General features: G+C 73.1%; 22 protein-coding genes and 1 pseudogene. 12 read left to right on the top strand and 11 right to left on the bottom strand.

The annotated features are described in order from the left end of the window. Positions 1 to 143 precede the first annotated feature (143 nt). Both C1A33_RS37280 and C1A33_RS01250 read left to right on the top strand, forming a co-directional pair. Positions 144 to 515, top strand: a complete 372-nt coding sequence (locus C1A33_RS37280; protein ID WP_101829685.1) for a ClpX C4-type zinc finger protein — start codon at positions 144 to 146, stop codon at positions 513 to 515. A 106-nt stretch (positions 516 to 621) separates the two neighbouring features. Beyond that, a pseudogene (locus C1A33_RS01250) lies at positions 622 to 1,095 on the top strand (transposase); the annotation flags it as partial. A gap of 271 nt (positions 1,096 to 1,366) precedes the next feature. Here the strand turns inward: C1A33_RS01250 and C1A33_RS01245 are convergent. After that, positions 1,367 to 2,149, bottom strand: a complete 783-nt coding sequence (locus C1A33_RS01245; protein WP_101829684.1) for a hypothetical protein — start codon at positions 2,147 to 2,149, stop codon at positions 1,367 to 1,369. 182 nt (positions 2,150 to 2,331) lie between these two features. Here C1A33_RS01245 and C1A33_RS01240 point away from each other — a divergent pair, with 182 nt between their 5' ends. Continuing rightward, entirely contained in the window at positions 2,332 to 3,126 is a 795-nt protein-coding gene (locus C1A33_RS01240) for an enoyl-CoA hydratase/isomerase family protein (protein ID WP_207770098.1), read from the top strand. 139 nt (positions 3,127 to 3,265) lie between these two features. Here C1A33_RS01240 and C1A33_RS01235 read toward each other — a convergent pair whose 3' ends face one another. The 5 genes from C1A33_RS01235 to C1A33_RS01215 all read right to left on the bottom strand — a co-directional run bounded on the left by C1A33_RS01235 (position 3,266) and on the right by C1A33_RS01215 (position 7,652). Beyond that, positions 3,266 to 3,841 (bottom strand): MarR family winged helix-turn-helix transcriptional regulator, encoded by a 576-nt coding sequence (locus C1A33_RS01235; protein WP_341477163.1) that lies wholly within the window; start codon positions 3,839 to 3,841, stop codon positions 3,266 to 3,268. Then, a complete protein-coding gene (locus tag C1A33_RS01230; RefSeq protein WP_101829683.1) occupies positions 3,822 to 4,817 on the bottom strand; it encodes a class I SAM-dependent methyltransferase in 996 nt (331 codons plus the stop codon). Before C1A33_RS01230 ends, C1A33_RS01235 begins: the two co-directional genes overlap by 20 nt. A 237-nt stretch (positions 4,818 to 5,054) precedes the next feature. Continuing rightward, complete coding sequence (locus C1A33_RS01225; RefSeq protein ID WP_101829682.1) at positions 5,055 to 5,489, bottom strand: NUDIX hydrolase; 435 nt, start codon at positions 5,487 to 5,489, stop codon at positions 5,055 to 5,057. Positions 5,490 to 5,542: 53 nt separating this feature from the next. Beyond that, on the bottom strand, positions 5,543 to 5,782 hold the full coding sequence (locus tag C1A33_RS01220) for a hypothetical protein (RefSeq protein ID WP_133150533.1): 240 nt from the start codon (positions 5,780 to 5,782) through the stop codon (positions 5,543 to 5,545). Positions 5,783 to 6,230: 448 nt separating this feature from the next. Then, positions 6,231 to 7,652: a WS/DGAT domain-containing protein gene (locus C1A33_RS01215; protein WP_243407059.1), complete on the bottom strand. Its 1,422-nt coding sequence runs from the start codon at positions 7,650 to 7,652 to the stop codon at positions 6,231 to 6,233. A gap of 567 nt (positions 7,653 to 8,219) precedes the next feature. Between C1A33_RS01215 and lpdA the strand changes: the two genes are divergently transcribed. After that, the gene (gene lpdA, locus C1A33_RS01210; RefSeq protein ID WP_101829679.1) at positions 8,220 to 9,623 is read left to right on the top strand and encodes a dihydrolipoyl dehydrogenase; all 1,404 of its coding nucleotides are present in this window, start codon (positions 8,220 to 8,222) and stop codon (positions 9,621 to 9,623) included. Between the two features lie 141 nt (positions 9,624 to 9,764). Here the strand turns inward: lpdA and C1A33_RS01205 are convergent, their stop codons facing one another. Continuing rightward, complete coding sequence (locus tag C1A33_RS01205; protein WP_101829678.1) at positions 9,765 to 10,301, bottom strand: Zn-ribbon domain-containing OB-fold protein; 537 nt, start codon at positions 10,299 to 10,301, stop codon at positions 9,765 to 9,767. Between C1A33_RS01205 and C1A33_RS01200 the strand changes: the two genes are divergently transcribed. Together C1A33_RS01200 and C1A33_RS01195 are read left to right on the top strand one after the other, a co-directional pair. Next, positions 10,300 to 10,854: a hypothetical protein gene (locus C1A33_RS01200; protein ID WP_101829677.1), complete on the top strand. Its 555-nt coding sequence runs from the start codon at positions 10,300 to 10,302 to the stop codon at positions 10,852 to 10,854. The two genes, C1A33_RS01205 and C1A33_RS01200, sit on opposite strands and share 2 nt — an antisense overlap. 588 nt (positions 10,855 to 11,442) lie before the next feature. After that, the gene (locus C1A33_RS01195; protein ID WP_101829676.1) at positions 11,443 to 11,844 is read left to right on the top strand and encodes a PPOX class F420-dependent oxidoreductase; all 402 of its coding nucleotides are present in this window, start codon (positions 11,443 to 11,445) and stop codon (positions 11,842 to 11,844) included. 119 nt (positions 11,845 to 11,963) lie between these two features. Here the strand turns inward: C1A33_RS01195 and C1A33_RS01190 are convergent, their stop codons facing one another. The 3 genes from C1A33_RS01190 to C1A33_RS01180 all read right to left on the bottom strand — a co-directional run bounded on the left by C1A33_RS01190 (position 11,964) and on the right by C1A33_RS01180 (position 15,310). Beyond that, entirely contained in the window at positions 11,964 to 12,695 is a 732-nt protein-coding gene (locus tag C1A33_RS01190) for a histone deacetylase (protein ID WP_243407058.1), read from the bottom strand. A 157-nt stretch (positions 12,696 to 12,852) separates the two neighbouring features. Beyond that, a complete protein-coding gene (locus C1A33_RS01185; protein ID WP_101829675.1) occupies positions 12,853 to 14,757 on the bottom strand; it encodes an MFS transporter in 1,905 nt (634 codons plus the stop codon). A 58-nt stretch (positions 14,758 to 14,815) separates the two neighbouring features. After that, entirely contained in the window at positions 14,816 to 15,310 is a 495-nt protein-coding gene (locus C1A33_RS01180) for a MarR family winged helix-turn-helix transcriptional regulator (RefSeq protein WP_243407057.1), read from the bottom strand. 215 nt (positions 15,311 to 15,525) lie between these two features. Here C1A33_RS01180 and C1A33_RS01175 point away from each other — a divergent pair, with 215 nt between their 5' ends. From C1A33_RS01175 to C1A33_RS01160, 4 genes are all read left to right on the top strand, one after another. Further along, positions 15,526 to 16,404: a class II glutamine amidotransferase gene (locus C1A33_RS01175; protein ID WP_101829674.1), complete on the top strand. Its 879-nt coding sequence runs from the start codon at positions 15,526 to 15,528 to the stop codon at positions 16,402 to 16,404. A gap of 229 nt (positions 16,405 to 16,633) precedes the next feature. Beyond that, positions 16,634 to 19,330: a nitrite reductase large subunit NirB gene (gene nirB / locus C1A33_RS01170; protein ID WP_101829673.1), complete on the top strand. Its 2,697-nt coding sequence runs from the start codon at positions 16,634 to 16,636 to the stop codon at positions 19,328 to 19,330. Then, positions 19,327 to 19,710, top strand: a complete 384-nt coding sequence (gene nirD, locus C1A33_RS01165) for a nitrite reductase small subunit NirD (protein ID WP_101829672.1) — start codon at positions 19,327 to 19,329, stop codon at positions 19,708 to 19,710. Before nirB ends, nirD begins: the two co-directional genes overlap by 4 nt. After that, positions 19,707 to 20,876: a uroporphyrinogen-III synthase gene (locus tag C1A33_RS01160; protein ID WP_101829671.1), complete on the top strand. Its 1,170-nt coding sequence runs from the start codon at positions 19,707 to 19,709 to the stop codon at positions 20,874 to 20,876. The genes nirD and C1A33_RS01160 overlap by 4 nt, the downstream gene beginning before the upstream one ends. Before the next feature lie 94 nt (positions 20,877 to 20,970). On the opposite strand, the gene C1A33_RS01155 is transcribed toward C1A33_RS01160, so the two are convergent. Next, the gene (locus C1A33_RS01155) at positions 20,971 to 21,600 is read right to left on the bottom strand and encodes a TetR/AcrR family transcriptional regulator (RefSeq protein ID WP_243407056.1); all 630 of its coding nucleotides are present in this window, start codon (positions 21,598 to 21,600) and stop codon (positions 20,971 to 20,973) included. Positions 21,601 to 21,670: 70 nt separating this feature from the next. On the opposite strand from C1A33_RS01155, the gene C1A33_RS01150 reads away from it, so the two are divergent. Both C1A33_RS01150 and C1A33_RS01145 read left to right on the top strand, forming a co-directional pair. Then, on the top strand, positions 21,671 to 22,054 hold the full coding sequence (locus tag C1A33_RS01150) for a VOC family protein (RefSeq protein WP_101829669.1): 384 nt from the start codon (positions 21,671 to 21,673) through the stop codon (positions 22,052 to 22,054). 66 nt (positions 22,055 to 22,120) lie between these two features. Continuing rightward, on the top strand, positions 22,121 to 22,911 hold a 791-nt coding region (locus tag C1A33_RS01145; protein ID WP_101829668.1), incomplete at its 3' end, for an alpha/beta fold hydrolase.

Raw genomic sequence — 22,911 nt, 5'->3', positions numbered from 1 at the left:
AACGCGCGCGACGGAACATTCCCGCAATTCACGTAAAATAACATTGAAAATGCTCCCTGCACCCGAACGCGGCTGGCGCTTGTCAGGGATTCCCTGACACCCTAAGGTTGTCAGGGAATCCCTGACAACCTTAGGAGTGCGCTATGACACCGCCCGACGCCGTGGCCGAAATCGTTCGCTGCTCCTTCTGCGGCAAGCCGGACACGGAGGTCGACAAGCTGGTTGCCGGGGCCGGAGTGCATATCTGCAACGAGTGCGTGGCTCTGGCCGCGTCGGTCATCGAAGCGAGCCTCGGCGGACCGGCGAAGCCGCGCGTGCCCGTCTGGGAGACCCTGACAGACACGGAGATGCTGAGCCACATTCCCCGCGTCGCCGCGCACATCGACCAGGCCGAGGCCGACCTTCGCTCATGGGTGCGGGAACTGCGCCGCCGCGGCGTCAGCTGGACCAGGATCGGCGAGGCTCTCGGGATCACGCGCCAGTCCGCGTGGGAGCGGTTCTCCGGCGAGGAGTGACACGCCTCAAGGCAACCCGCCCGCATCCCGTGGTCCGCTCCGCGAGATGGTCCCGTTATGCGCGGTGAGGATGGTTTGTTCCAGATCGAGTCGGTCGATCCGAAGTCGTCGCACGCTCTACGGCTACACCACCGGAGTGCGCTCGTCCCGGGCGATCCAGCGCCGCTGCGTCGACGACGTCGCCTTCCGGTTCCTGGCCGCCGACCAGGCCCCGGACTTCCGCTCGCTCGCCCGGTTCCGCCGCCGCCACCTGGACGCCCTCGCCGGCCTGTTCCTCCAATCGCTCCACCTCGCACAGAAGCTCGGCATGGTCAAGATGGGCCGCGTCGCCCTGGACGCCACGGCGGCCGCCCTGCTGGCGGACGCCGAAGCAACCGATGCGGCCGAGGACCGGGCCTTCGGTGTCGACGGCAACCAGGCCGACCTGCCCGCCGAGCTCGGCCGCCGCGAGAAGCGCCTGGCCAAGCTGCAGGCCGCCCGCGCCCAGATCGAGGCCGAAGCCGCCGACAAGGCCCGCCGCCGCGCCGAGGACACCGAACGCCGCCGCCAACAACGCATCGGCAGCAGCGACGAGCAGGCGTGACCTGCCAGAACGGACGCCAACTCCTCCTGCGGGGCGAGGACGGCGCCCGCGGCGAGTGGCCGCCTGCTCGCAGCCTGCCCCAACCTCCGCAAAACCTTCCGACACGTCGGCACCGCCGGACTTGCCACAGCGATCGCCTGACCCCCCGGGCCACCAGCCCTCTCGGACCGCTTCCCCAGCCGCCGGCATTAGCACCCGGCGAACACCAGGCCGACGAGCACAACCGACCTCGGCGATCAAAACCATTGCTCGTTACTGGGACATGCTCCTAGGCCAGGCCGTCGGGGGTGACCCAGTCGGGGGCGACGCGCTGGCCGTCGACGGTGAGGGTGTAGGCACCTTCCTCGTCGAGCTGGGTGACAAGGAGGGCGAGCAAGGTCTGCACCCGCGAGAGGCGCTCGCTGGCGGCGGCCGCCGGGGAGACCAGTGCCGCGGCGAAGGCGTCGAACCATCGAGCGAACAGCTCGTCGTAATGCTGGTCGAAGTAGGCGAAGCCGACGCATTCGTGGGCGGTGCCGTCCGGGCCGCGCATCAGCTCGCCGATGGCGCGCTGCTCCTCGCGCCACACCATGAACCGCGACGAGTGGAACGTGTCGACGCGGTCGTAGACGTCGCTGTTGAAAGCTCCGCCGATGTCTGCGAGCAGCGCGGCGACGAGGCGTGTGTCGTCGGCGCTTTCGAAACGCAGCAGCGCGAGCCGGGAGTAAAGGATTTCCAACGTGCCGAAGTACCGGGCCACGCAGAACAGCGTTCCGCGCACGGCGAGCTGGCTGCGGCGCTCGGTGGACTTCAGATACGCGAGGAACTTCGCCTTGCGGATGTTGTGAATGCGCGCGCCGAGGTCGAACGCGGCGACGAGCAGCGGCTCCCGGTAGCGGTCGAGCTCGGCCTTGGCGGTGGAGCGCTTCTCGCTGTCCCGCGCGGAACGTTCCAGCTCGTAGCGCACGCGCTCCAGCTCGACGCCCTGGCGATGCGTCCACAGCGACGCGCCGACGGACACGGCGACGCCGGCGGCCGACGAGATCAGGGCGGCGATAATCCCGGCGTCCACGCAGGCCCCCGTCCACGCACTGGTTCCACATTGTTCGCAGATGATCCGTGTCTGTCACAGTATCGCCGGTGGCAGGACTCGCCGTAAGCTTCGCGAGGATGACCGGCGGGTGACCGCTTCTGCGCGCTGGTCCGCCGGTGCCGGCGGGCGCGCTGGGGCATCGATGGCCGAAACGAGCGGGAGTGGAGGGCGTCGTGGCCGAACGGCAGCCGGGTGCGGTGACGCTGCGCCGCGAGGGGGCGGTGGCGGTGGTGACGCTCGACCGGCCGGCGGCGCACAACGCCTTCACCGTCGCGATGCTCCGGCGCCTCGAGGAACTCGTCGCCGAGGTCGCCGCGGACGATGACCTGCACGTCCTCGTCCTCACCGGCGCCGGCACGCGAGCCTTCTGCGCCGGCGCCGACCTCGGCGAGCTGATCCCCCAGATGACCGCCGGCGCCCTCGATGTCGGCCTGCCGGATCCGACACGGCGGTTCTTCAGCGAGTTCGTCAAGCCGATCGTGGCGGCCGTCAACGGCGCGTGTCTGGCCGGCGGGCTGGAGCTGCTGCTCGGCACGGACCTGCGGGTCGCCGCCGAGCATGCCGTGTTCGGACTGCCGGAGGTGCGCTGGGGCATCGTCCCCGGCGGCGGGTCGCATGTGCGGCTGCCCCAGCAGATCGGCTGGCCGGCGGCCATGCGGCTGCTGCTCACCGGTGAGCCGGTGGACGCGGCCGAGGCGCTGCGCATGGGGCTCGTCGGCGAGGTCGTCGCCGCGGAGCGCGTGCTGCCGCGGGCGATGGAGCTCGCCGCGACGATCGCCGGCAACGCGCCCGTCGCGGTGCGCACCGCCAAGGAGATCGCCATGCGGGCGCTGGCGAACGAGCCACGCTTTGCCCTTGAGCACGCCCTGACCGCGCGGGTCCTCGCCACTCGTGATGCCCGGGAAGGGCCGGCCGCCTTCCTCGAGAAGCGCCCCCCTCGTTACGAGAACCGCTGACACCCATCGCCCCCACACCCGCCATGCCACGCCACCGCCGCCGAGCGACCCGCCGACGTGGCCAGCCAGCGCACCAGCCGCTGCCGCCGGGACGTCGCCGTCGGGTCGGCGGCGCCGTCAGGTCGGGTCGGCGGCGCCGTCAGGTCGGGTCGGGTCCGCCGCTGCGACGGCGCGGCGGGACGAAGCGTCCGGCGCCGGCCGGGTCGACGGCGGCGAGCACACGGCGGCCGATCTCCCGCAGCTGGCGCTGCTGGGCGCCGTTGAGCGGGTCGAACACCAGGCGGCGGACGGCGTCGACGTGACCGGGCGCGGTGGCGACGACCTTCGCCCAGCCGTCCTCGGTGAGGATCGCGAGCGTGTAGCGGCCGTCCACCGGGTCGGGCATACGGCGCACCCAGCCTCGCTTCTCCAGTCGGCTGGCCACCTGCGACAGGCGGGGCAGCGAGCCCTCGGTGAACGCGGCGAGATCGCTCATCCGCAGCGTGTGTTCGTCGGCCATGGAGAGTCCGGCGAGGACCTGGTACTCGAAGTGGCTGATCCCGGCGTCGCGCTGCAGCTGCGCGTCCAGGGCCGCCGGCAGCCTGATCAGGACACCGACGAGCGCGAGCCACGTCTCCTGCTCGGCGGCGTCGAGCCAGCGGGGTTGTGGCGGGGGCGGCGCGTCCATCTGCCTGAGGATAGGTGCGACGCCCGCCTCACCCGCCCAGGTGGTCACCCGCCTGCCCGTCCTCGGCGGGTCCGCCCGTCGCCTCGGATCGAGCGTCGTCGGCGACGAGGACGCGGCCGTTGCGCAACGAGCGGCGGTGCCGGATCGGGGTGGCGAGCGCTCCGGCGAGCGTAAGCAGCGAATCGTCCTGACAGACCTCGAAGCCGCGCGCGACCACCGCGCGGCGCATGGCCCGAGCCGTCCACCCCGACCGGTTCGGCTCACGGCCCATCGGGCTCGTCACGCCGGCGAGCCGGCCCACCACCGCCGCCGACCACCGTCCGAGCATCGCCGACAATGACGGCGTGTGGTAATGCACGATCAGCCGACTGCCGGGCGCGGACTGGTCCGCGATGACCTGCAGCGTCCGGGTCACCTCGGCGCGTGTCAGGTAGGGCACGACCCCTTCCCAGATCCACGCCGTCGGCAGGGCGCGCCGATGGCCTGCGGCGGCGAGCGCGGCGGCCAGGTCGTCCCGGCTGAAGTCGACGGCCACATAGGTCGGCAACGTGCCGCTGCGCGACGTGTCCCCCGGGGCAGCACCAGGGCGCCGGCCGGCCGCGGCCAGGTGGCGCGCCCGGTCCCGCTTGTCCCGCTGGGACGCGGGATGGTCCACCTCGAAGACGGCCGCGCCGGCGAGTTCGGGCATCCGCCAGACCCGTCCGTCCAGGCCGGCGCCGAGGATCACCAGCTGGACGGCGGGGGCGGGACGGGCCAGCGCCTCGCGCAGGGCGTCGTCGATGGCGACGGTGCGCGGCGCCATCACCTCACCGCAGGCGCTGACCATCTCGAATGTCAGCCGCGGACCCCAGCTCGCCGGGGCGACGCCGGCGCGGGCCTCCTCGACGACGGCCCGCTCGTCCGGCCGCAGCAGCGCCGCGGCCGTGGGATCGTCGAACCGGCCCGGAGCGAAACGGCCCTGGGCGACGGCACGCCCCTGGCAGACGAGTACCGCCGTGCGGCTGGCGCCGCCCTGTCCGCCCATGGGCCGATGGCCATGTCCCCGTGACCGGCCAATGGCGGACCACCATGCGCGCATCGGACCCCTCTCGCCGCGAATGCCGGCCGGCCCCCACGTCGTATCGTCGCAGCAGGCCGCCGACCTGGCGCGGCGACGGGGCGCGGGGTCGCGCTCGGAGACGCCTCGGGCACACCGTGTCGCATCGACGGCGCCGGTCGCGCGTCGCGACGGGACGGGACACCTGACCGAGGCCGTCGCGGCTCAGCCGACCGCGGCCAGCAGCCCGGCGAGGCCCCTCGGATAGAGCGGCACCCCGTCGCGGGCGATGTCGGTCGGCGAACGCCAGCTCACCCGGCTGCCCTCGTCGAGCACGACGCCGACGTCGTCGCGCTGGTAGAGCGCCGGATCGGCGAGGGCCGCTCCGAAGACGAACACGATCTCGTGGCAGGGTCGGCCGGCACCGTCGAAGACGTCCTCCAGAACGCCGAGCAGGCGCACCTGCTCCAGTTCGACGGCCAGCTCCTCGCGCAGCTCCCGGCGCACCGCGGCGACGGCCCGCTCACCGAACTCGATGCCGCCGCCGAGCGGGCGGAAGAACCGTTCACCGGTCGGCTCCACCCCTTCGGCGACGAGCAGGTCCCGGCCGCGGCGAACGGCGGCCAGCGCGACGGGACGGACACGCGCGGTGGAGGGCACGGGACAGGACGATAGCCGTATCGGGTCATCGATCGGTGCCGAACGGACGACCGTCAGCCGTGCTCGACATCACCCGCGGTGTCGGGCGGGCGGCGCGCGTAGTCGCCGGCGGCGACCATCGTCAGACCGCAGACCACCCCGAAGGTGATCACGATGACACGGGCGACGACTGCGTCGAACGGGCCGCCGAGGGCGTCGAAGATCCGCACGATCGCGTTGCCGACGAAGGCCCCGAGCACGCAGCGGATCGCGAGTCGCCACGCCACGGAGGCCATGCCCCGGTGTCGGGTCACGGCTGCCGTCCTCCCGCACCACGTCCGCGCTCATCCACGTCCGGTCCCTCCTCTCGGCCAGGGCGACGGACCGACCCACGCTGGTTGCCGCCTCGTCCGGGGGGCGTGTCGCTGGCGTGCCCTCGCCGTGCCGGGCCGCCGTCCGTCCCACGACGCCCTGTCGCGGGGACCGGCACACCAGCTCGACAGGCCGCCTCGGCACGGGCGCTCGACACGCCAGCCGGCACGGAAAGACTGGTGTCTGGAACGCGCCCGGCCGGGGAGCCACAGGTACTCTGCGCGCGACCCAGGCCTGGTGCCAGGGAGGGTCCCACCTGGTTCCGCTGGAACTGGCCTCGCCACCAGGGGCGGCCGTACGCCGGCGGCCGCGCACGGTCGCCCCTGGAAGCGCCCGCACCCCGCGGCTACCGCTGGAGTGCGGACGGCACCTGGCCGGCTCGAAGGGCGCCTACCGCGCCCGGACCGCCCGGCGGCGCTGTGCTGGCACCTGCACCGTGGCCGGTGCCAGCCGTTCGAACTCGTCGAGCTCCGCGAGCCACAGCCCGGCGAGCCGGTCGTGGTTCGGCACGCTGGCGCTGGCCGCGAAGGTGATCCCGACCCGGTCGCCGACGCCGAACAGCGCCACCGACAGGTGCTGGCGGCCGACGAGCAGCGGCCCGGTTCCGATCAGCTCGGTGACCGCCCGGCCGGCGACCCGCAGCGGTCCGCCGATGGTGCGGGCGTTGGTCGCCACCATCGCGAGTTCCCGGGTGCGCCCGCCGAAGCTCGCCGCGTAGGACAACATCCGCGGGGTCGCTCGGGCCGCGACGGCGGGAAAGTGGTGGTGCTCGACCACGCCGATGCCGCTGTCCTTGAGCCGGCTGGTGACCGCCGCGATCCGCGCCAGGCGCCGCGCCGCGTCCGGCTCTCCGCAGGGCAGCGCCACGCGGACGCCGGAGGTGTGGTTGGACAGCACGTTCTGGTCGGCGGCGACGCGGATGCTGACCGGCATCAGCGCGTGCACCGGCCGGGCGTCCTCGCGCCACTCGTACTCCGACCACGAGCGCACCGCGCCGGCGAGCGCGGCCAGGTAGACGTCGTTGACGGAGGCGCCGTGGCGCCGCGCGATGTCCCGGATCCGGCCGAGCTCCGTGGTGACCCAGGTGTGGCGGGCCGGGCCGGTCGGCGGGCCGCCCCAGGCGTCGAGTACGCGGGTCGGGGACAGCACGGCGAGCCCGCGGCTGACGAAACGCAGGTAGTCGACGGGCCGCGGGCGGCGGATGACGGCGGGCAGGCCGATGTCCGGGGTGTCGTCGCCGCCGAACAGCAGGTGCAGGGAGCGGTAGAGCGCCGCGCCGTCCTGGGCGATGTGGCTGGTGCGGTAGACCACGGCCGATCCGGAGCTCGCGCCGTCGCGCAGCAGGTAGAGCATCCAGGGCTGCCGTTCCATGTCGATCGGCCGGGTGGCGATCACGTCGAGGGCGGCGCGGACGCGCCGGTCACCGGCGTCGTCGACGCGTCCCAGCCGCAGGGCGTCGTCGGCCGTCGGCAGGTCGAGGGCGACGACGTGCGCGTCGACGTCCATGTCCGGCTGGGAGACCCACGAGGCCTCCGATCGGGTCACCCGCCGCTCCGCCGCACGGACGGTGATGGTCTCCAGGCGTTCGGTGAGAATCCGGGCGCGGGGGTGAGCCAGCCGCTCGGAGACGTGCGCGCGCAGGTCGGCGAGCTCGACGGGGCCGTCGAGGAACAGCACCGCGCCGACGTCCTGGAACTCACCGGGATTGAGCCGGTGGAAGGCGAGGTAGGCGCGGTCTCCCGCGGTGAGCGGCCGGGCGAACGCCCGACTGGCGGACGGACTGGCCTGCGGGGCGGTTTCGAGAAGCGTCATCACGCGCGCCCCCGGCCCGTCGTGGGGCAGTGGGCGCAGGTCCCGAAATCGCGGTGAACAATGCTAGCAGAACGGCGCGGCGATGCGCCGTGCATACCTGTACCCATGTACCTGTATAGCCGCGGGCCGTTACTCCCGGCGCGAGGCGTGTCGCACATCTCCGCGCGCATGGCACAAAAGTCCGGCGCATTGTTCTCCATGTGGCGCCGGCCGGCGAGAACCCGCAGGTAAATGGCGTTTTCCGAGCGGCAGGGAGACGGTGGCACGAAAAGGCGGGGACGCTACCACCGCCGGGTGACTCCGGAAATGTTTCCCTTTTCTATACCGGTGGTATCCGGCGGGAAGGGCGACGGACGGAGCCCCCAGCGCGGCTTCGAGGCCTTCTCCCAGCTCCGGCCGCACGACGGGGAACCCTGGCGGGCGCCTCGCACGTCCAGGCCGACGCGACCGGACGGCCCCGGCGCCGGGGCGGCCTGGGCGGCTCCGGCGGCCAGGGGACGCGGACTGTGACCGATCGCCCGGCAACCTGGGAGTCGGCAGGACCCGGCGGATCGTTAGGGTGTTGATGTGACCGAACATTTCGACGTGGTGGTGCTCGGCGCCGGGCCGGGCGGATACGTGGCCGCGATCCGAGCCGCGCAGCTCGGCCTGTCCACGGCCGTGGTGGAGGAGAAGTACTGGGGTGGGGTGTGCCTCAACGTGGGCTGCATCCCGTCGAAGGCGCTGCTGCGCAACGCGGAGCTCGTGCACACCCTGACGCACGAGGCCAAGACGTTCGGCATCGGCATCGACGGTGAGCTCACCTTCGACTACGGCGAGGCGTTCCGCCGGTCCCGCAAGGTCGCGGACGGCCGGGTCAAGGGCGTCCACTTCCTCATGAAGAAGAACAAGATCACCGAGTTCGACGGGCGCGGCACGTTCGTCGACGACCACACCCTGTCGGTCGCCACCTCGGACGGCGCGACGAAGACGGTGACCTTCGACCACTGCATCATCGCGGCCGGGGCGACCCCGCGGCTGCTGCCCGGCACGTCGCTGTCGGAGCGGGTCGTCACCTACGAGCAGCAGATCCTCGCCGACGAGCTGCCGCGCAGCATCGTCATCGCGGGCGCCGGCGCGATCGGCGTCGAGTTCGCGTACGTGCTGAACAACTACGGCGTCGACGTCACCATCGTCGAGTTCCTCGACCGGATGGTCCCGCTGGAGGACGCCGAGGTCTCCGCGGAGCTGGCCAAGCACTACAAGAAGGCCGGCGTGAAGGTCCTCACCTCGACCCGCGTCGACGGCATCGACGACTCGGGTGACCTCGTGCGCGTCACCGTCACCGGCAAGGACGGCACGTCGCAGGTGCTGGAGACCGAGAAGGTTCTGCAGGCCATCGGCTTCGGCCCGAACGTCACCGGCTACGGCCTGGAGACCACCGGGGTGGCTCTCACCGAGCGCGGCGCGATCGACGTCGACGAGTACTGCCGGACGAGCGTGCCGCACATCTTCGCGATCGGCGACGTGACGGCCAAACTCATGCTCGCGCACGCCGCCGAGGCGATGGGCATCATCGCCGCGGAGACGATCGGCGACGCCGAGACGTACCCGATCGAGTACGTCATGGTCCCGCGGGCGACGTACTGCCAGCCGCAGATCGCGAGCTTCGGCTATACCGAGGCGCAGGCCCGTGACAAGGGCTTCGACGTGAAGGTCGCCAAGTTCCCGTTCATGGCGAACGGCAAGGCGCACGGCATCGGCGAGACCGCCGGCTTCGTGAAGATCATCGCGGACGCGAAGTACGGGGAGCTACTCGGCGCCCACCTGATCGGCCCGGACGTCACCGAGCAGCTGCCGCAGCTCACCCTCGCCCAGCGCTGGGACCTCACGGTGAACGAACTGGCCCGCAACGTCCACGCCCACCCGACCCTCGGCGAAGCCGTCAAGGAAGCCATCCACGGCCTCGCCGGCCACATGATCAACTTCTGATTCACGACACCCCGCTCGGCCCCGCCGGCTTCCACTGGCCGGGCCGACTCACGCAGGGCGCCCGGCCGTCACGGCGGGCGCCCTGCGTCGTCGAGGTGGACGTTCTACCGCTGCCGCACAGCCCGACCGCGACGCGGCGGATCAGTCGGCGCCGGCGGCGGCCATCGCGGGCGCGGGGGAACGGAACACCACGGTGGGGGCGCCGGTGCCGGGACGCAGGTCCAGGGCTGCCTGGACCTGCTGCCCGACCGTCACCTCGGCCGGCGTGAGCCCGTCGAGCCGCCCGGCGACGCGGATCCCCTCCTCCAGGTTCACCAATGCGAGCACGGCGGGCCGCCGACCGGACGGGCGCCGGCCGGCGAACGCCCGCACCGCCGGCGGACGCACCACGAGGAAGCTGTCCACGACACCGGAACCGGTCGCCGGCTCCACACTGATCATCCCGGCGCAGCGCGCACACCGCTGCGCACCGGGCTCGTTCCACGCGGCACACTCCTGGCACCGGGCCAGGACGAACCGCCCCTCCCGCGCCGCCGCCCACAGCGCCGCCTCGTCCGCGTCGTCGATCTCGGCCCGCCAGCCGTCCCACGCCGTCCACCGCGCGCAGCCCGCTCCCGCTCTCCAGGCCCCCGCCGCGGACACCGCCAGCGAGGGTGCCTGCGACGGCGATGCCGCCATGCGAGATGCCGACGTCGACTCCGCCCCCGTCGAAGCCGTCGAAGCCGACGAAGCCGACGAGGCCGACGAGGCCGACGAGGCCGACGCGAGCGAGAGCGCCGACTGGGAGCCCGAAGCGGATCGCGCCGAGGGCAACAGCGCCGGACGGGCCGGCAGCTCGGACGGACGCGCCGACCTCGTGGACCACCAGCCCGACATCGCCGGCCAGCGCCCGGCCCTCGTGACCTTTCCGGCCGACCTCACCGACTGTTCGGTCGATCTGGCTGACCTCTCGGCCGCCCTGCGCACGGCCCGACCGAACCCGCCGGACGTCCGGGGTGCGGCGGGCGCCATCGCGGGCAGCGGCGATGGCGGCAGGGGCAGATCGGTCCGCACCGCGACCACGGTCCGAGTCGCCGTGTCCGAAGTCACATACCCTGAGACAGGCTTGGACCCGCCGATGGGCGCTGCGCCGGACACGGCCGCGCAGGGGCGTGTGGCCGGCAACGGCGGGGCCGCGGCCACCACCCGCCGACCCACCTGGGGATCGGTGGGCGCGAGGACGCGCACATGAGCCTGACCACTGATCATTTGATCCACACCCACCCTTCGCGGCGACACTCCCCTCTCCAGGACAACACCGATAGACAATGCATGCGGGCGTTCTCCCAACAACGGGCCGACTTCGCCGCGCACCGCCCCCACCTTCACCGAACTTCCCCCAAGATCATCAGAATTCCACCGCCGACCGGTATGCGTCCGCCTACCCCCTGCGGACGCGATCACACGTCGGCGCACCTCTCCTATACCGGACACTGGTGGACACCGCCAGCCAGGAGACCCCCACGGCCACAGATCGGGCGCCGCGCCCCAACACGCCCCCGTGAGCAGGACGTCCACCGCCCCCTCTGGCAGTACGCGGCCCGGCACCACGCCCCGCGCGGGCCACGGCGCAGGATGATCCGCGCGATGGTGCCACCATCGCGCATCGCTCCGCCCGCACGGCCCATTTAGATGATCTTGAAGTCGGCGGACGTCAACACCATTGATTATCTTGGCGTGACGGATCGCACCGCCCGTTGACCTCACGTCGACTTCAGCTTCTACGCTCGGGGCGCCCCAGTCGACCACGACGAACACCGTCATCGCAAAGGATGTCCCCATGGTCTTCACCCCGGCTGAACTCGCGTACCTACGCGCCCAGCGCCTCGGCCGGCTCGCCACGCTGGCACCGGACGGCACCCTGCAGAACAGCCCGGTCGGCCACGCCGTCGACGACGCCACCGGCGTCATCAGCATCTACGGCTACAACCTCGGCGCGACCCGCAAGTTCCACAACATCGCCGCCAACGGCCAGGTCGCCTACGTCGTCGACGACATCGCCGCACTGGACCCGTGGACGGTGCGCGGCGTGGAGATCCGCGGCACCGCCGAGGCCCTGCGCGACCAGCCCCCGCCCTCCCCGGTCATGAGCCCGGAGGTCATCCGCATCCACCCCCGCCGCATCATCAGCTGGAACCTCGGTCCCGACAACGCGCAAGGATCCCGGCGCACCGTCGACTGATCATGATCGTCGCGGCCGTCATCGCGCGGCGGTCGCGGCAGCGTCCCGACAGCCTCAGGCCGCATACCTCGACAACCGACCTGGCTACGGCTGGCGCCGGCACGTCCTGTGCCGGTCGGTCAGCTGGTGATGAGGCGCTCGACGTCGTGCTGGTGCCAGGTGCCGGTGGCGCCGGGGCGGGTGGCGAGGTACTCGGCGATGCGGCGGGGCGACCAGCCGTGCGCCTCGCGCAGGCCGGTGGCGAGCATGGCGAGGTAGGCCGTCGAGGGTGCGTTGGGCGCGACATCCGCCATCGCCCAGGGGGCGGTGAAGGTCAGCACGGGCACGCCGGCGCGGTGGCCGACGAGCACCAGCGTCTCGTACCGGCCGGGGCCGAGCTCGGCGCGCCCGGTGCGCAGCACGGTCGTCAGGTCCAGGTCGACGCCCGGCGGACGGTGCATCTCCTGGGCGGCGACGTCCGCGAACTGGGACGCCGTCAGCAGATACGCGCGCCCGGGTACCTCGCCGGGCACCGCCGGGTCGTAGTAGGCGACGCCGCCGGTCCACAGCCTCGATTCGGTGGCAAAGTACATGGCGCCCGGCAACACCACCGGAGAGGCGAGTCGAGGCGGGCGCGGATCCCGGCAGCCGGGGTGGCGGTGGGCGCTGCCCGGCGGGACTCCCCCGGCCAGGTAACACGTCAGCCGGGCGAGCCGCATGTTCGAGCCGTAGCTGGCGTACCAGACCTGCTCCGCGGGTCCGCGCCGAACGCTCCGCGCGGCGGGAATCTCACCGCGCGGGATTGCGGGCTCCGTGCGAGGATGCGGCACCGGCGCGGGCAGGACCTCCCGAACGCGGAGGACCTCGCGCATCGCCACCCCCTCCGGGCCATCCCCCGTCGATCACGGGGCGTGACGTCACGCTACGCCGATGTCCGTCGGCGACGGGTCGACTCGGCCGTATCGAGCCCGCGGCTCCAGCACGCCGCCGCCGACCGGACACGGCGATCCGTCCGGACACGGCGATCCGTCAGGACACGGAGGATGGTCCGGACGCAGAGGTGGCGAGTGGGGCAGCGTCGACGGCGGCGCCTGCCGCGCGGCCGGCGGGGACGGCGTCGGGTTCGGCGACGGCCGGGTTGACGATAACGATGTTGCTGTCGGTGTGACGCCACAGTTCGCGCGTGGCACTGGCGTCCATGAGGGCGGCGAGTCCGCCGTGGGAAGGCGTGCCGACGACGATCGTGCGCGCGGCGCCGGCGCGGGCGTGCTCGGCCAGCAGCCGACCGACGGCGCCATGGTCGGCGGCGTAGGGCAGCACGTGCCCCACCGCCCGCACGCCCATGGCCCGCAGCCGCTCCACCTGCTGGCGGACCAGCGTCTGCGCTCCGTCGGTCGCAACCGTCACGGCCCCGACGGGGACTGGGGCGCCGCCTGGTACGGCACTCGTACCGGTGCCGGGCTCGCCGGGCCCGGCGGCGTCGATCTCGATGGCGGCGTCATTGACGGTGGCGGTGTCGATGTCGATGGCGGTGTCAGGGCCGATCGCCACCTCGCGGACGTGCACCACGTCCACCGTCGCCCCGCGCAGGCCAGCGAGACGACCGGCGGCGGCCGTGACCCGCTCGGCAACCCCCGGGCCCCCGCCGACGGCCGCGACGATGGTCCCGGCCGGGACCACGTCCCCGGTGGGCTGCCGGACCACGTCGGCGGCGGGGCTGGCGGAGTCCGCGACCGGCCCGGTGGCCTGGGCCTGCTCCGTGTCGCGCAGCAGGCCGTGGGCGGTGGCCAGGATGGCGATGCCGAGCGCCACGACTCCCGCGCCCAGGTAGAAGGGAACGTGCACGTTGAAGGCGTCGACGAGCTTGCCGGCGACGTACGGAGCGAGGCCGCCGCCGACGAAGCGTACGAATCCGTAGGCGGAGGAGGCGATGGGCCGCTCGACGGGGGCGACGCTCATCACCGCCTGGGTGGTGAGCGTGTTGTTCACACCGATGAACACGCCGGTAACGATGACCGCGGCGATCAGCACGGGGCGGTGCGTGGTCCACAGGGCGATGACGAGCAGGACGGCGGCGAACAGAGCGAGGTTGAGGTAGAGGGTGCGGGCGAGCCCGAGCCGTGCCTGCAGTCGCGGCGCACCGAACACCGCGAAGATCGCGACGAGGACGCCCCAGCCGGTGAACACCAGGCCGAGCTGGATGGCGCTCAGCCGCATCGGGAACGGGGCGTAGCCGAGCATGGTGAAGAAGCCCCAGTTGTAGCAGAGCGCGGTCAGCGACAGGGTCAGCAGCCCACGGTGGCGCAGCGCCCGCAGCGGCTCGCTGATCCCGGTGCGCCGGGCCGGGAGCGGTGCCGGCTCGACGAGCACCACCGTCGCCAGCAGCGCGATCGCCATCAGCACGGCGACGCCGTAGAACGGGCCGCGCCAGCTCACCTCGCCGAGTACCCCGCCGAGCAGCGGCCCGCAGGCGATGCCGACCCCGAGCGCCGACTCGTACAGCACGATCGCGCCGGCGAACCCGCCGCTCGCCGACGCGACGATCACCGCCAGCGATGTCGCGATGAACAGTGCGTTCCCGACGCCCCAGCCGGCCCGGAAGCCGACGATCTGGCCGATGCTGCCCGCCGAGCCGGCCAGCGCGCTGAACACGACGATGACGGCGAGGCCCACGATCATCGTCCGCTTCGCCCCGATCCGGCTGGAGATCCAGCCGACGACGAGCATCGCCAGCGCCGTGATCACCAGGTAGCTGGTGAACAGCAGCGTCACCTGGCTCGGGGTGGCGTCCAGCTTCGCCGAGATGGCGGGGAGCACCGGGTCGACCAGCCCAATGCCCATGAACGACACGACGCAGGCGAAGGCCACCGCGAACACGGCCCTCGGCTGTCGGAACGGGCTCACGGTCGACCCGTGCGCGGCGGCGGCGTTCATCTGGCGGCTCCCTACCCACCCACCTTCGGTGGTGCTGATCCTGTCGTTCGGCGCTGATCTACGCGGGCGGCGTGACGGGGTGGCCCCGCTCGGCGCGCCCGGCCTGGGTCGCCGGGCGCTCGGCGCCGGAGGCGAGTTCGACCAGGGCGTCAAGGGCGGGCAAAGCGGCCATCAGCGAGGCACGCTCGGCCAGGTCCAGCGCCCGCAGCAGGTCGGCGACCCGCTCGGCCCGGCGCGCCCGCCGCTCGGCGAGCATGCGCCGCCCCTCGTCGGTGATGTGCACGAGCACCACGCGCCCGTCGCCCGGATCGGCGGCCCGCCCGACGAGACCCGCGTCGGCAAGCCGGCCGACGAGCTGGGTCATCGCCGGCTGGGTGACGCCCTCGCGCGCGGCGAGGGCGGTCAGCCGGTGCGGGCCTAGGCGGTCCAGCGTCGACAGCGTGGCCACGGCGACGAGGGACAGGTCGCTGGGCTGACCGAGGTGGCGCACCAGCCGGGCGAGCCGCTCGAACGTGGCCCCTACCTGCGCGGCGAGGTCCGGAGTCGGGTCCACAACAGGAGCCGCTGGCCCTCGAGACGTATCCATCACAGGCTTATATTACTCACTAATGTTCTTTGCGTGCCATCCCCCACCGCCGACGCCTTCGCGGGCATGCGCCGTGGCCGTCCGGGACGCCGTCCCGCGGCGACAGTACCGCCGGCCGACGCGACACGTTGGATACTTCACGTGAGGATGACGGGACATGCCGCAGAGGAAGGTCGCGACCGATGTGCCGACTGTTCGCGCTCACCGGGGCCCCGCGACGGACCCGCGCCACGTTCTGGCTGCTCGACGCGCCGGACAGCCTGGACGAGCAGAGCCACCGCAACCCGGACGGCACGGGCCTGGGCTTCTTCGGCGGCGACGGTCGACCAGAGCTGTTCCGCCAGCCGATCGCCGCGTGGGAGGACCGCCGCTTCGCCGCCGAGGCGCGCGAGGCTCGGGCCACCACGTTCGTCGCCCACGTCCGGCACGCCTCCACCGGCGCGGTCACGGCGCGCAACACCCATCCGTTTCTGCAGGCCGGACGGCTGTTCGCGCACAACGGTGTCGTCGAGGGCCTCGACGCGCTCGACGAGCACCTCGGCGACGCGCGGTCGCTCGTCGCCGGCGACACCGACTCGGAGCGACTGTTCGCCCTGGTCACCCGTGAGATCGAGGCGGCGGGCGGCGACGTGGCCGCCGGGATCACCGCCGCCGTCCGCTGGGTGGCCACGCATCTGCCCGTCTACAGCATCAACATGGTCCTCATCACGGCGGACGATTTGTGGGCGCTGCGCTACCCGGAGACGAACGAACTGCACCTGCTCGAACGCCCGGCCGGCGGTCAGCACGGCGCACGGCCGCTGCATCATGCCGACGCCGCCGGCGCCACCCGCGTCCACGCGGCGGACCTGGCGGGCTCCCCCGCCGTGGTCGTGGCCAGCGAGCCGATGGACGAGCATCCCGGCTGGCGCCCGCTGGCCAGCGGCGAACTCGTCCACGTCGCGGCGGGCTGCGCCGTCACGTCCACGCGTGTGCTGGCGGATCCGCCGGCGCACCTGCTGACCCTCGCGGATCTGCGCCCGACCGCCGCCGCCTCCCAGCGGCAGACCGACCGCACCTGACCCCACACACCCGGTGGCGCGACATCGGGACCAGGGCATCCGAAATCCCGATGAAACATCGCCGTGACAGGGCGCGCGGGACGACGGCGGCGCACAGCGATCGGGCGCGCGCGGTGAGATCGACTTTGCGGGGCGTTAACGTCCGCGAGCGTTCCGGATAACAGGTGCTGGCGACGATGGCTGCGGGGTCAGGCCAGTCGAGGCGATCCGGGCGAAACGAGGTGTCGACATGCGGACGGAAACCCGCGGACGGCTGGTGGTCATCGGCAACGGGATGGTCGGGCAGCGGTTCGTCGAGGCGCTGCGCGAGCGGGACGTCGACCGGCGCTGGCAGGTCACCGTGTTCGGCGAGGAGTCCCGCCGCGCCTACGACCGGGTGGCGCTGTCGTCCTACTTCGACGGCGCCACCGCGGCCGACCTCGACCTCGTGCCCGATGGCTGCTACGACGACCGCGACTACGCCCTGCGCCTGGGCGAGACGGTCGTCGCCCTCGATCGCGCGGCCCGCACCGTCACCACCGACGCGGGACGCACCGTCGGCTACGACGCCCTGGTGCTCGCGACGGGCTCCGCCCCGTTCGTCCCACCGGTGCCCGGCGCCGACCTGCCCGGCTGCTTCGTCTACCGGACCCTCGACGACCTGGACGCCATCCGCGCCGCCGCCGAGCGCGCCACCGCCCGTGCCGACACGGCCGAGCGGTCCCCGACGGGACTGGTGGTCGGCGGCGGGCTGCTCGGACTGGAGGCCGCGCGGGCACTGCGGCTGCTCGGGCTCGCCGTGCACGTCGTCGAGATGGCGCCGCGACTCATGCCCCTGCAGGTCGACGACGGCGGCGGGGCGCTGCTGCGCCGCCTCGTCGAGGGACTCGGCGTCACCGTGCACCTCGGCACCTACGCGGCCTCGGTCACCGCCCCGCCCGCCGACGAGGCCGCGTCACCGGGGCGGGAGATGTCGGTCGTGCTCGGCAGCGGGACCGAGCTGGCGGCGGACATGGTGGTGTTCGCCGCCGGGGTACGGGCCCGTGACCAGATCGCCCGGGACGCGGGGCTCGAGGTCGGCGCGCGCGGCGGGGTGGTCGTCGACACCGGTTGCCGGACGGCCGATCCGGCGGTGTACGCGATCGGCGAGTGCGCCTGCGTCGACGGGCGGGTCTATGGGCTGGTCGCGCCGGGCTACACGATGGCCACGGTGCTCGCGGACCGGCTCGTCGGCGGTGAGGCCGCGTTCGGCGCGGCGGACACCGCGACGAAGCTGAAGCTGCTCGGTGTCGACGTGGCGAGTTTCGGGGACGCGCTGGCCAGCGCCGACGGGGCGCTGGAGGTCACCGTCAACGACCCGGTCGCCGGCGCCTACGCCAAACTCGTCGTCTCCGACGACGCCCGAACGCTGCTCGGCGGTGTGCTCGTCGGCGACGCGTCGAAGTACGCGGCGTTGCGGCCGCTGGTGGGGCGGCCGCTGCCCGGCGACCCGCTGGCGATGCTCGCGCCCACCGGCGCGGGCGGCGGGGCCGGCATCGGCGTGGGGTCGCTGCCGCCGGATGCGATGATCTGCTCCTGCCACGCGGTGACCCGCGGGGCGATCGACACGGCGATCGCGGACGAGGGCCTCACCACGGTCGGCGACGTCAAGGCCTGCACCCGGGCGGGCACGGGCTGCGGGTCATGCGTGCCGATGCTGCGCACGCTGCTGGCCGAGGGCGGGGTGGCCGTCAGCCGGGCGCTGTGCGAGCACTTCGACGTCCCCCGCGCCGAGCTGGCCGAGATCGTCCGCACCGAGGGCATCACGACGTTCAGCGAACTCATCGCCGCGCACGGCCGCGGCCGCGGCTGCGACATCTGCAAGCCCGCCGTGGCGTCGATCCTCGCGAGTTTCGCGGGCGGCCACATCCTCGACGGCGAGCAGGCCGCCCTGCAGGACACCAACGACGCGTTCCTCGCGAACATCCAGCGCAACGGCACCTACTCGGTGGTGCCGCGGGTCCCCGGCGGGGAGATCACCCCGGCGAAGCTGATCGCGATCGGCGAGGTGGCCCGGGACTTCGACCTCTACACCAAGATCACCGGTGGGCAGCGCATCGATCTGCTGGGCGCCCGGGTCGAGCAGCTGCCGGCGATCTGGCGGCGCCTCGTCGACGCCGGCTTCGAATCCGGCCACGCCTACGGCAAGGCGCTGCGCACGGTGAAGTCGTGCGTCGGGTCGACCTGGTGCCGCTACGGCGTCGGCGACTCGGTGGCGCTGGCCATCGAGCTGGAGCTGCGCTACCGGGGCCTGCGTGCCCCCCACAAGATCAAGGCCGGGGTGTCGGGCTGCGCCCGGGAGTGCGCCGAGGCGCAGGGCAAGGACATCGGCGTGATCGCCACCGAGCACGGCTGGAACCTCTACGTCGGCGGCAACGGCGGCTTCCGGCCCCGCCACGCCGACCTGCTGCTCACCGACGTGGACACGCCGACGCTGATCCGCACCATCGACCGTTTCCTCATGTTCTACGTCCGCACCGCCGACCGCCTGCAGCGCACCGCCGGCTGGGTCGAGTCCCTCGCGACCCCCGCCGACCGTCCCACCGTGGGCACCGGCGGCACCGGCGGCACCGGCGGCACCGAGGCCGACTGGGACGCGCCGCTCGACGGCCTCGCCTACCTGCGCGCGGTGCTCGTGGACGACGTGCTCGGTATCGCCGGAGAACTCGACGCGGCGATGGAACGCCACGTCGCCGACTACGCTGACGAGTGGGCGGCCGTGCTCGACGACCCGGAGCGGCTGCGGCGCTTCGTCTCGTTCGTCAACGCGCCGGACACCCCCGATCCGAGCATCTCGTTCGTCACCGAACGCGACCAGCCGCGGCCGGTCCTGCTGCCCCTGCCGACCCGCCGCGCCGTTCCCGCCGCCCGCGTGCCCACCGACGTCGCCCTGGAGCCAATCCGATGACCACGTCCACGCCGCCCATCCCGACGACGCCGACGCAGGCCGGGCCGGACATCGAGCCGGCGTGGACCGCGGTCTGCCGCTACGAGGAGCTGGCGCCCGAGCGTGGGGTCGCCGCACTGGTCGGTGGGACGCAGGTCGCGCTGTTCCGCGCGTATGACGGACGTCTCTACGCGATCGGCAACCAGGACCCGTTCACGGGAGCCTGGGTACTGTCGCGGGGCATCGTCGGAACGCGGGGACCGCGACCCACCGTCGCCTCTCCGTTGCACAAGCAGGTCTTCGACCTGGGTACCGGGGAATGCCTGGATGAGGAGGGTGTGGCGGTGCCCGTGTACGAGATCCGCGAGAGGGCGGGAACGGTCGAGGTGAAGGTGGCGTGAGCGACGAGCGCGGGTCGGCGGGGTCCGTCGAGCCGCTGGCTGGCTACTCGGTCGGGATCACGGCGGCGCGCCGGCGGGAGGAGTTCGGCGCGGCGCTCGCCCGGCGCGGGGCGCGGGTCGCCTACGGCCCGGCGATCCGGATCGTGCCGCTGGCCGACGACTCGCAGCTGCGGCACGCGACCGAGCGCTGCCTCGCCGCGCCGCTGGACATCGCGGTGGCCACCACCGGCATCGGCTTTCGCGGCTGGATGGACGCCGCCGACGTCTGGAACCTCGCCGAGCCGCTGCACAAGGCGCTCGAGTCCGCCGTGCTGCTCGCCCGCGGCCCCAAGGTGCGCGGGGCGATTCGCGCCAGCGGGCTGCGGGAGGCCTGGTCGCCGGCGTCGGAGTCGTCCAACGAGGTGCTGGAGCACCTCATCGACCAGCACGACCTGCGCGGGCGCCGCGTCGCCGTCCAGCTGCACGGCGAGCCGCTGCCCGACCTGGTCGAGGCGCTGCGCCTCGCCGGCGCGGACGTGATCGAGGTGCCGGTCTACCGGTGGATCGCGCCGGAGGATCCCGCACCGCTGCGCCGGCTGATCGACGCCGTCGCCACGACCGAGCTCGACGCGGTGGCGTTCACCAGCGCGCCGGCGGCGATCAGCTTCCTGCGGGCCGCCGACGAGCAGGGGCTGCGCGAGGCCGTGCACGAGGCACTGCTCGGGCCCGTGGTCGCTGCCTGCGTGGGCCCGGTGACCGCGGGGCCGTTGCAGGCCGAGGGCATCCCCGTGATCCAGCCGCCGCGGGCCCGCCTCGGCGCACTGGTCCGCGAGATCGTCGAACAGGTGCCGCGCCGCCGCGGCCAGCTGCTGCCAGTGGCGGGCCACCGGCTCGACATCCGCGGGCAGGCCGCCGTCGTCGGTGCGAACGTCGTGCCGCTGAGCCGCGCGGCGATGGCGCTGCTGCGCCGCCTCGCCGAACGCCCCGGCCACGTCGTCACCCGCCGTGAACTCCTGCCGCCGGGAGGTGGCGACGAGCACGCGGTCGAGGTCGCGGTCGGCCGGCTGCGCGGCGCTCTCGGCGACCCGCGGATCATCCAGACCGTCGCCAAGCGCGGCTACCGCCTCGCGTTCGATCCCGAACGCGGCGCTGACGACCGCCCCGACGCCGCCGACTGGCGCTACTGATCCCACGGTCGGACCCGACCTCGCGCCTGGTTCGCTACCTGGCCATGACGCTGCCACGACCCACCACGCGACAACGTCCGCGAAGAGCGCAGCTCTAAGCCGCCGTGCCGAGCAGCGCCCGGCCGAGCAGGGTGGCCGTGGTGGTCCGCCAGCGTTGCGGTGACCAGCCGAGGGCGCCGGTGGCGACCATGTAGTTCTCGACGCTGGCGATCAGGAAGGCGAGGTCGGCGGCGGCCTCGACGGTGAGCCCCGGGCGCAGTGCCGCGCGGTCGGCCAGCAGGTCGGCGAGCGCGCGGAAGGCGACGCGGCGCTGGCCCTCGTTCACCGTCCACTGCGCCGCGAGGTCGGGATCGGTCCCGACGGTGCCGCGCACGACCGCGAGCAGCGGCCCCACCCGCCCCATGATCTCGAGGCTTGCGTTCATCCAGAGCTCGATCACCCGGACCGGGTCGGGCTCGACGGTCACCTCCTCGAGCCACGGCCGGTCGAGCAGCGCGACCGGCTCGTCATCGCCGACGGCGGCCACGTCGAGCGCCTCCCTGAGCAGGGTCGCCTTGTTCCCGAAGTGGAAGTAGACGGTCTGCACGGCGACGCCCGCGCGCGTCGCGACCTGGTCGAGCGTCGTCGCGCCGTAGCCCTGGCCCAGAAACAGCTCCGCCGCCGCGGCGACGATCCGCCGCCGGGTCAGGCGGGCCTTCTCGGCCCGGCTCGGCTTGTCGTTCACCGGATAGCCCACTCACTGGAGTTTACTCCAACGATTCACTAAAGTTGGCTCTAGTCGAAGGAGGGAAACCATGCCTGACCTGGCACCGATCCACCACGTGAAGATCCCGGTCAGCGACGTCCGCGCCAGCAGCGAGTGGTACCGGCATGTCCTCGGGCTGGCGGTGGCGATCGAGTTCACCGAGGACGGTGAGCTTCGCGGCGTCGCCCTGGAGGCCCCGGACGGCAGCACCCAGATCGCACTGCGGCACGACCCCGAGCGCGCCGCCGCCCTGCGCGGCTTCGACCTCGTCGCGCTCGGCGTCCCGACCCGCGACGGCGTACACGCCTGGGCCGACCACCTCGCCGCCCTCGGCCAGCGGCACGGCGGCCTCGTCACCGGCCACCGCGGCGGCACCGTCCTCGTCGGCCTGCACGACCCCGACGGCATCGAGATCCGCCTCTACGCCGCCTGACCGACCACAGACCCGGCCCACAGAGCCGACCCACAGAGCGACAACAGAGCGAGAAGGAGAACCTCCATGCGACACACCGATTCCGGCGGCGACGGCGATCCGCTCGTCCTCATCCACGCCGCGGTCTTCACCGACTGGTTCGTCCCGTTCGAGCGTGAGCCGGCCGTCGCCGGCCTACGCCGGATCCGCGTCTCCCGCACCGGGTACGCGGACCGCGCACCGGCCGCGCCGCTGTCGGTGGCCGACCACGCCGGCGAGTGCGCGGACCTGCTGCGCCGCCTCGGGATCGAGCGGGCCCGCGTCCTCGCGCACTCCTCCGGCTGCGTGGTCGCGCTACAACTGGCCCTCGACCACCCGGAGCTGGTCGGCGAGCTCATCCTGGTCGAGCCACCGCTGATAGACCCGCTGCTGGCGCCGCCCGACCGGGCGATGGCCGCCGCCGCGATCGGCCCCGCTCTGGGCGCGGCGATGGGCGCCGCCGCCCAGGGCGACCTGCGCACCGCCTTCGACACCTTCCTCACCGCGGTCTGCGGATCGGAGCACCGGTCCATGATCGAGTCCGCGCTCGGCCGCGCTGGCCTGGAACGCGCCGAACGCGACTGCGGCTACTGCTTCACCGGCGAGGTGCCCGCACTCGCCGCGTGGCACTTCGACCCGGAGCTGGCACGCCGGATCGCGCAGCCGGTCCACCTCGTCGCCGGCGGCGAGAGCCCCCTGTTCACCCATCGCCTCGTCGATCATCTCGCCGCGATGCTGCCCGACGCCCGCACCACCGTCATCCCCGGCGAGAACCACCTGCTCCCCCGGTCAAGCACGCCGCCAGGCAGCGCACCGCGGCGAGCCGGGCCACCTACGGC

The organism is Frankia canadensis (genome assembly GCF_900197875.1).
GTDB lineage: Bacteria > Actinomycetota > Actinomycetes > Frankiales > Frankiaceae > Frankia > Frankia canadensis.
This window is presented reverse-complemented; position numbering and strand designations above follow the sequence as displayed.

Bases quoted from the DNA above. Each gene is read 5' to 3' on its own strand.
- C1A33_RS37280 (WP_101829685.1), top strand. From the start codon at position 144: ATGACACCGCCCGACGCCGTGGCCGAAATCGTTCGCTGCTCCTTCTGC.
- C1A33_RS01230 (WP_101829683.1), bottom strand. From the start codon at position 4,817: ATGGGCGGACAGGGCGGCGCCAGCCGCACGGCGGTACTCGTCTGCCAG.
- C1A33_RS01215 (WP_243407059.1), bottom strand. From the start codon at position 7,652: ATGACGCTTCTCGAAACCGCCCCGCAGGCCAGTCCGTCCGCCAGTCGG.
- C1A33_RS01200 (WP_101829677.1), top strand. From the start codon at position 10,300: ATGCGAGATGCCGACGTCGACTCCGCCCCCGTCGAAGCCGTCGAAGCC.
- C1A33_RS01205 (WP_101829678.1), bottom strand. From the start codon at position 10,301: ATGGCGGCATCGCCGTCGCAGGCACCCTCGCTGGCGGTGTCCGCGGCG.
- C1A33_RS01195 (WP_101829676.1), top strand. From the start codon at position 11,443: ATGGTCTTCACCCCGGCTGAACTCGCGTACCTACGCGCCCAGCGCCTC.
- C1A33_RS01190 (WP_243407058.1), bottom strand. From the start codon at position 12,695: ATGCGCGAGGTCCTCCGCGTTCGGGAGGTCCTGCCCGCGCCGGTGCCG.
- C1A33_RS01185 (WP_101829675.1), bottom strand. From the start codon at position 14,757: ATGAACGCCGCCGCCGCGCACGGGTCGACCGTGAGCCCGTTCCGACAG.
- C1A33_RS01175 (WP_101829674.1), top strand. From the start codon at position 15,526: ATGTGCCGACTGTTCGCGCTCACCGGGGCCCCGCGACGGACCCGCGCC.
- nirB (WP_101829673.1), top strand. From the start codon at position 16,634: ATGCGGACGGAAACCCGCGGACGGCTGGTGGTCATCGGCAACGGGATG.
- nirD (WP_101829672.1), top strand. From the start codon at position 19,327: ATGACCACGTCCACGCCGCCCATCCCGACGACGCCGACGCAGGCCGGG.
- C1A33_RS01150 (WP_101829669.1), top strand. From the start codon at position 21,671: ATGCCTGACCTGGCACCGATCCACCACGTGAAGATCCCGGTCAGCGAC.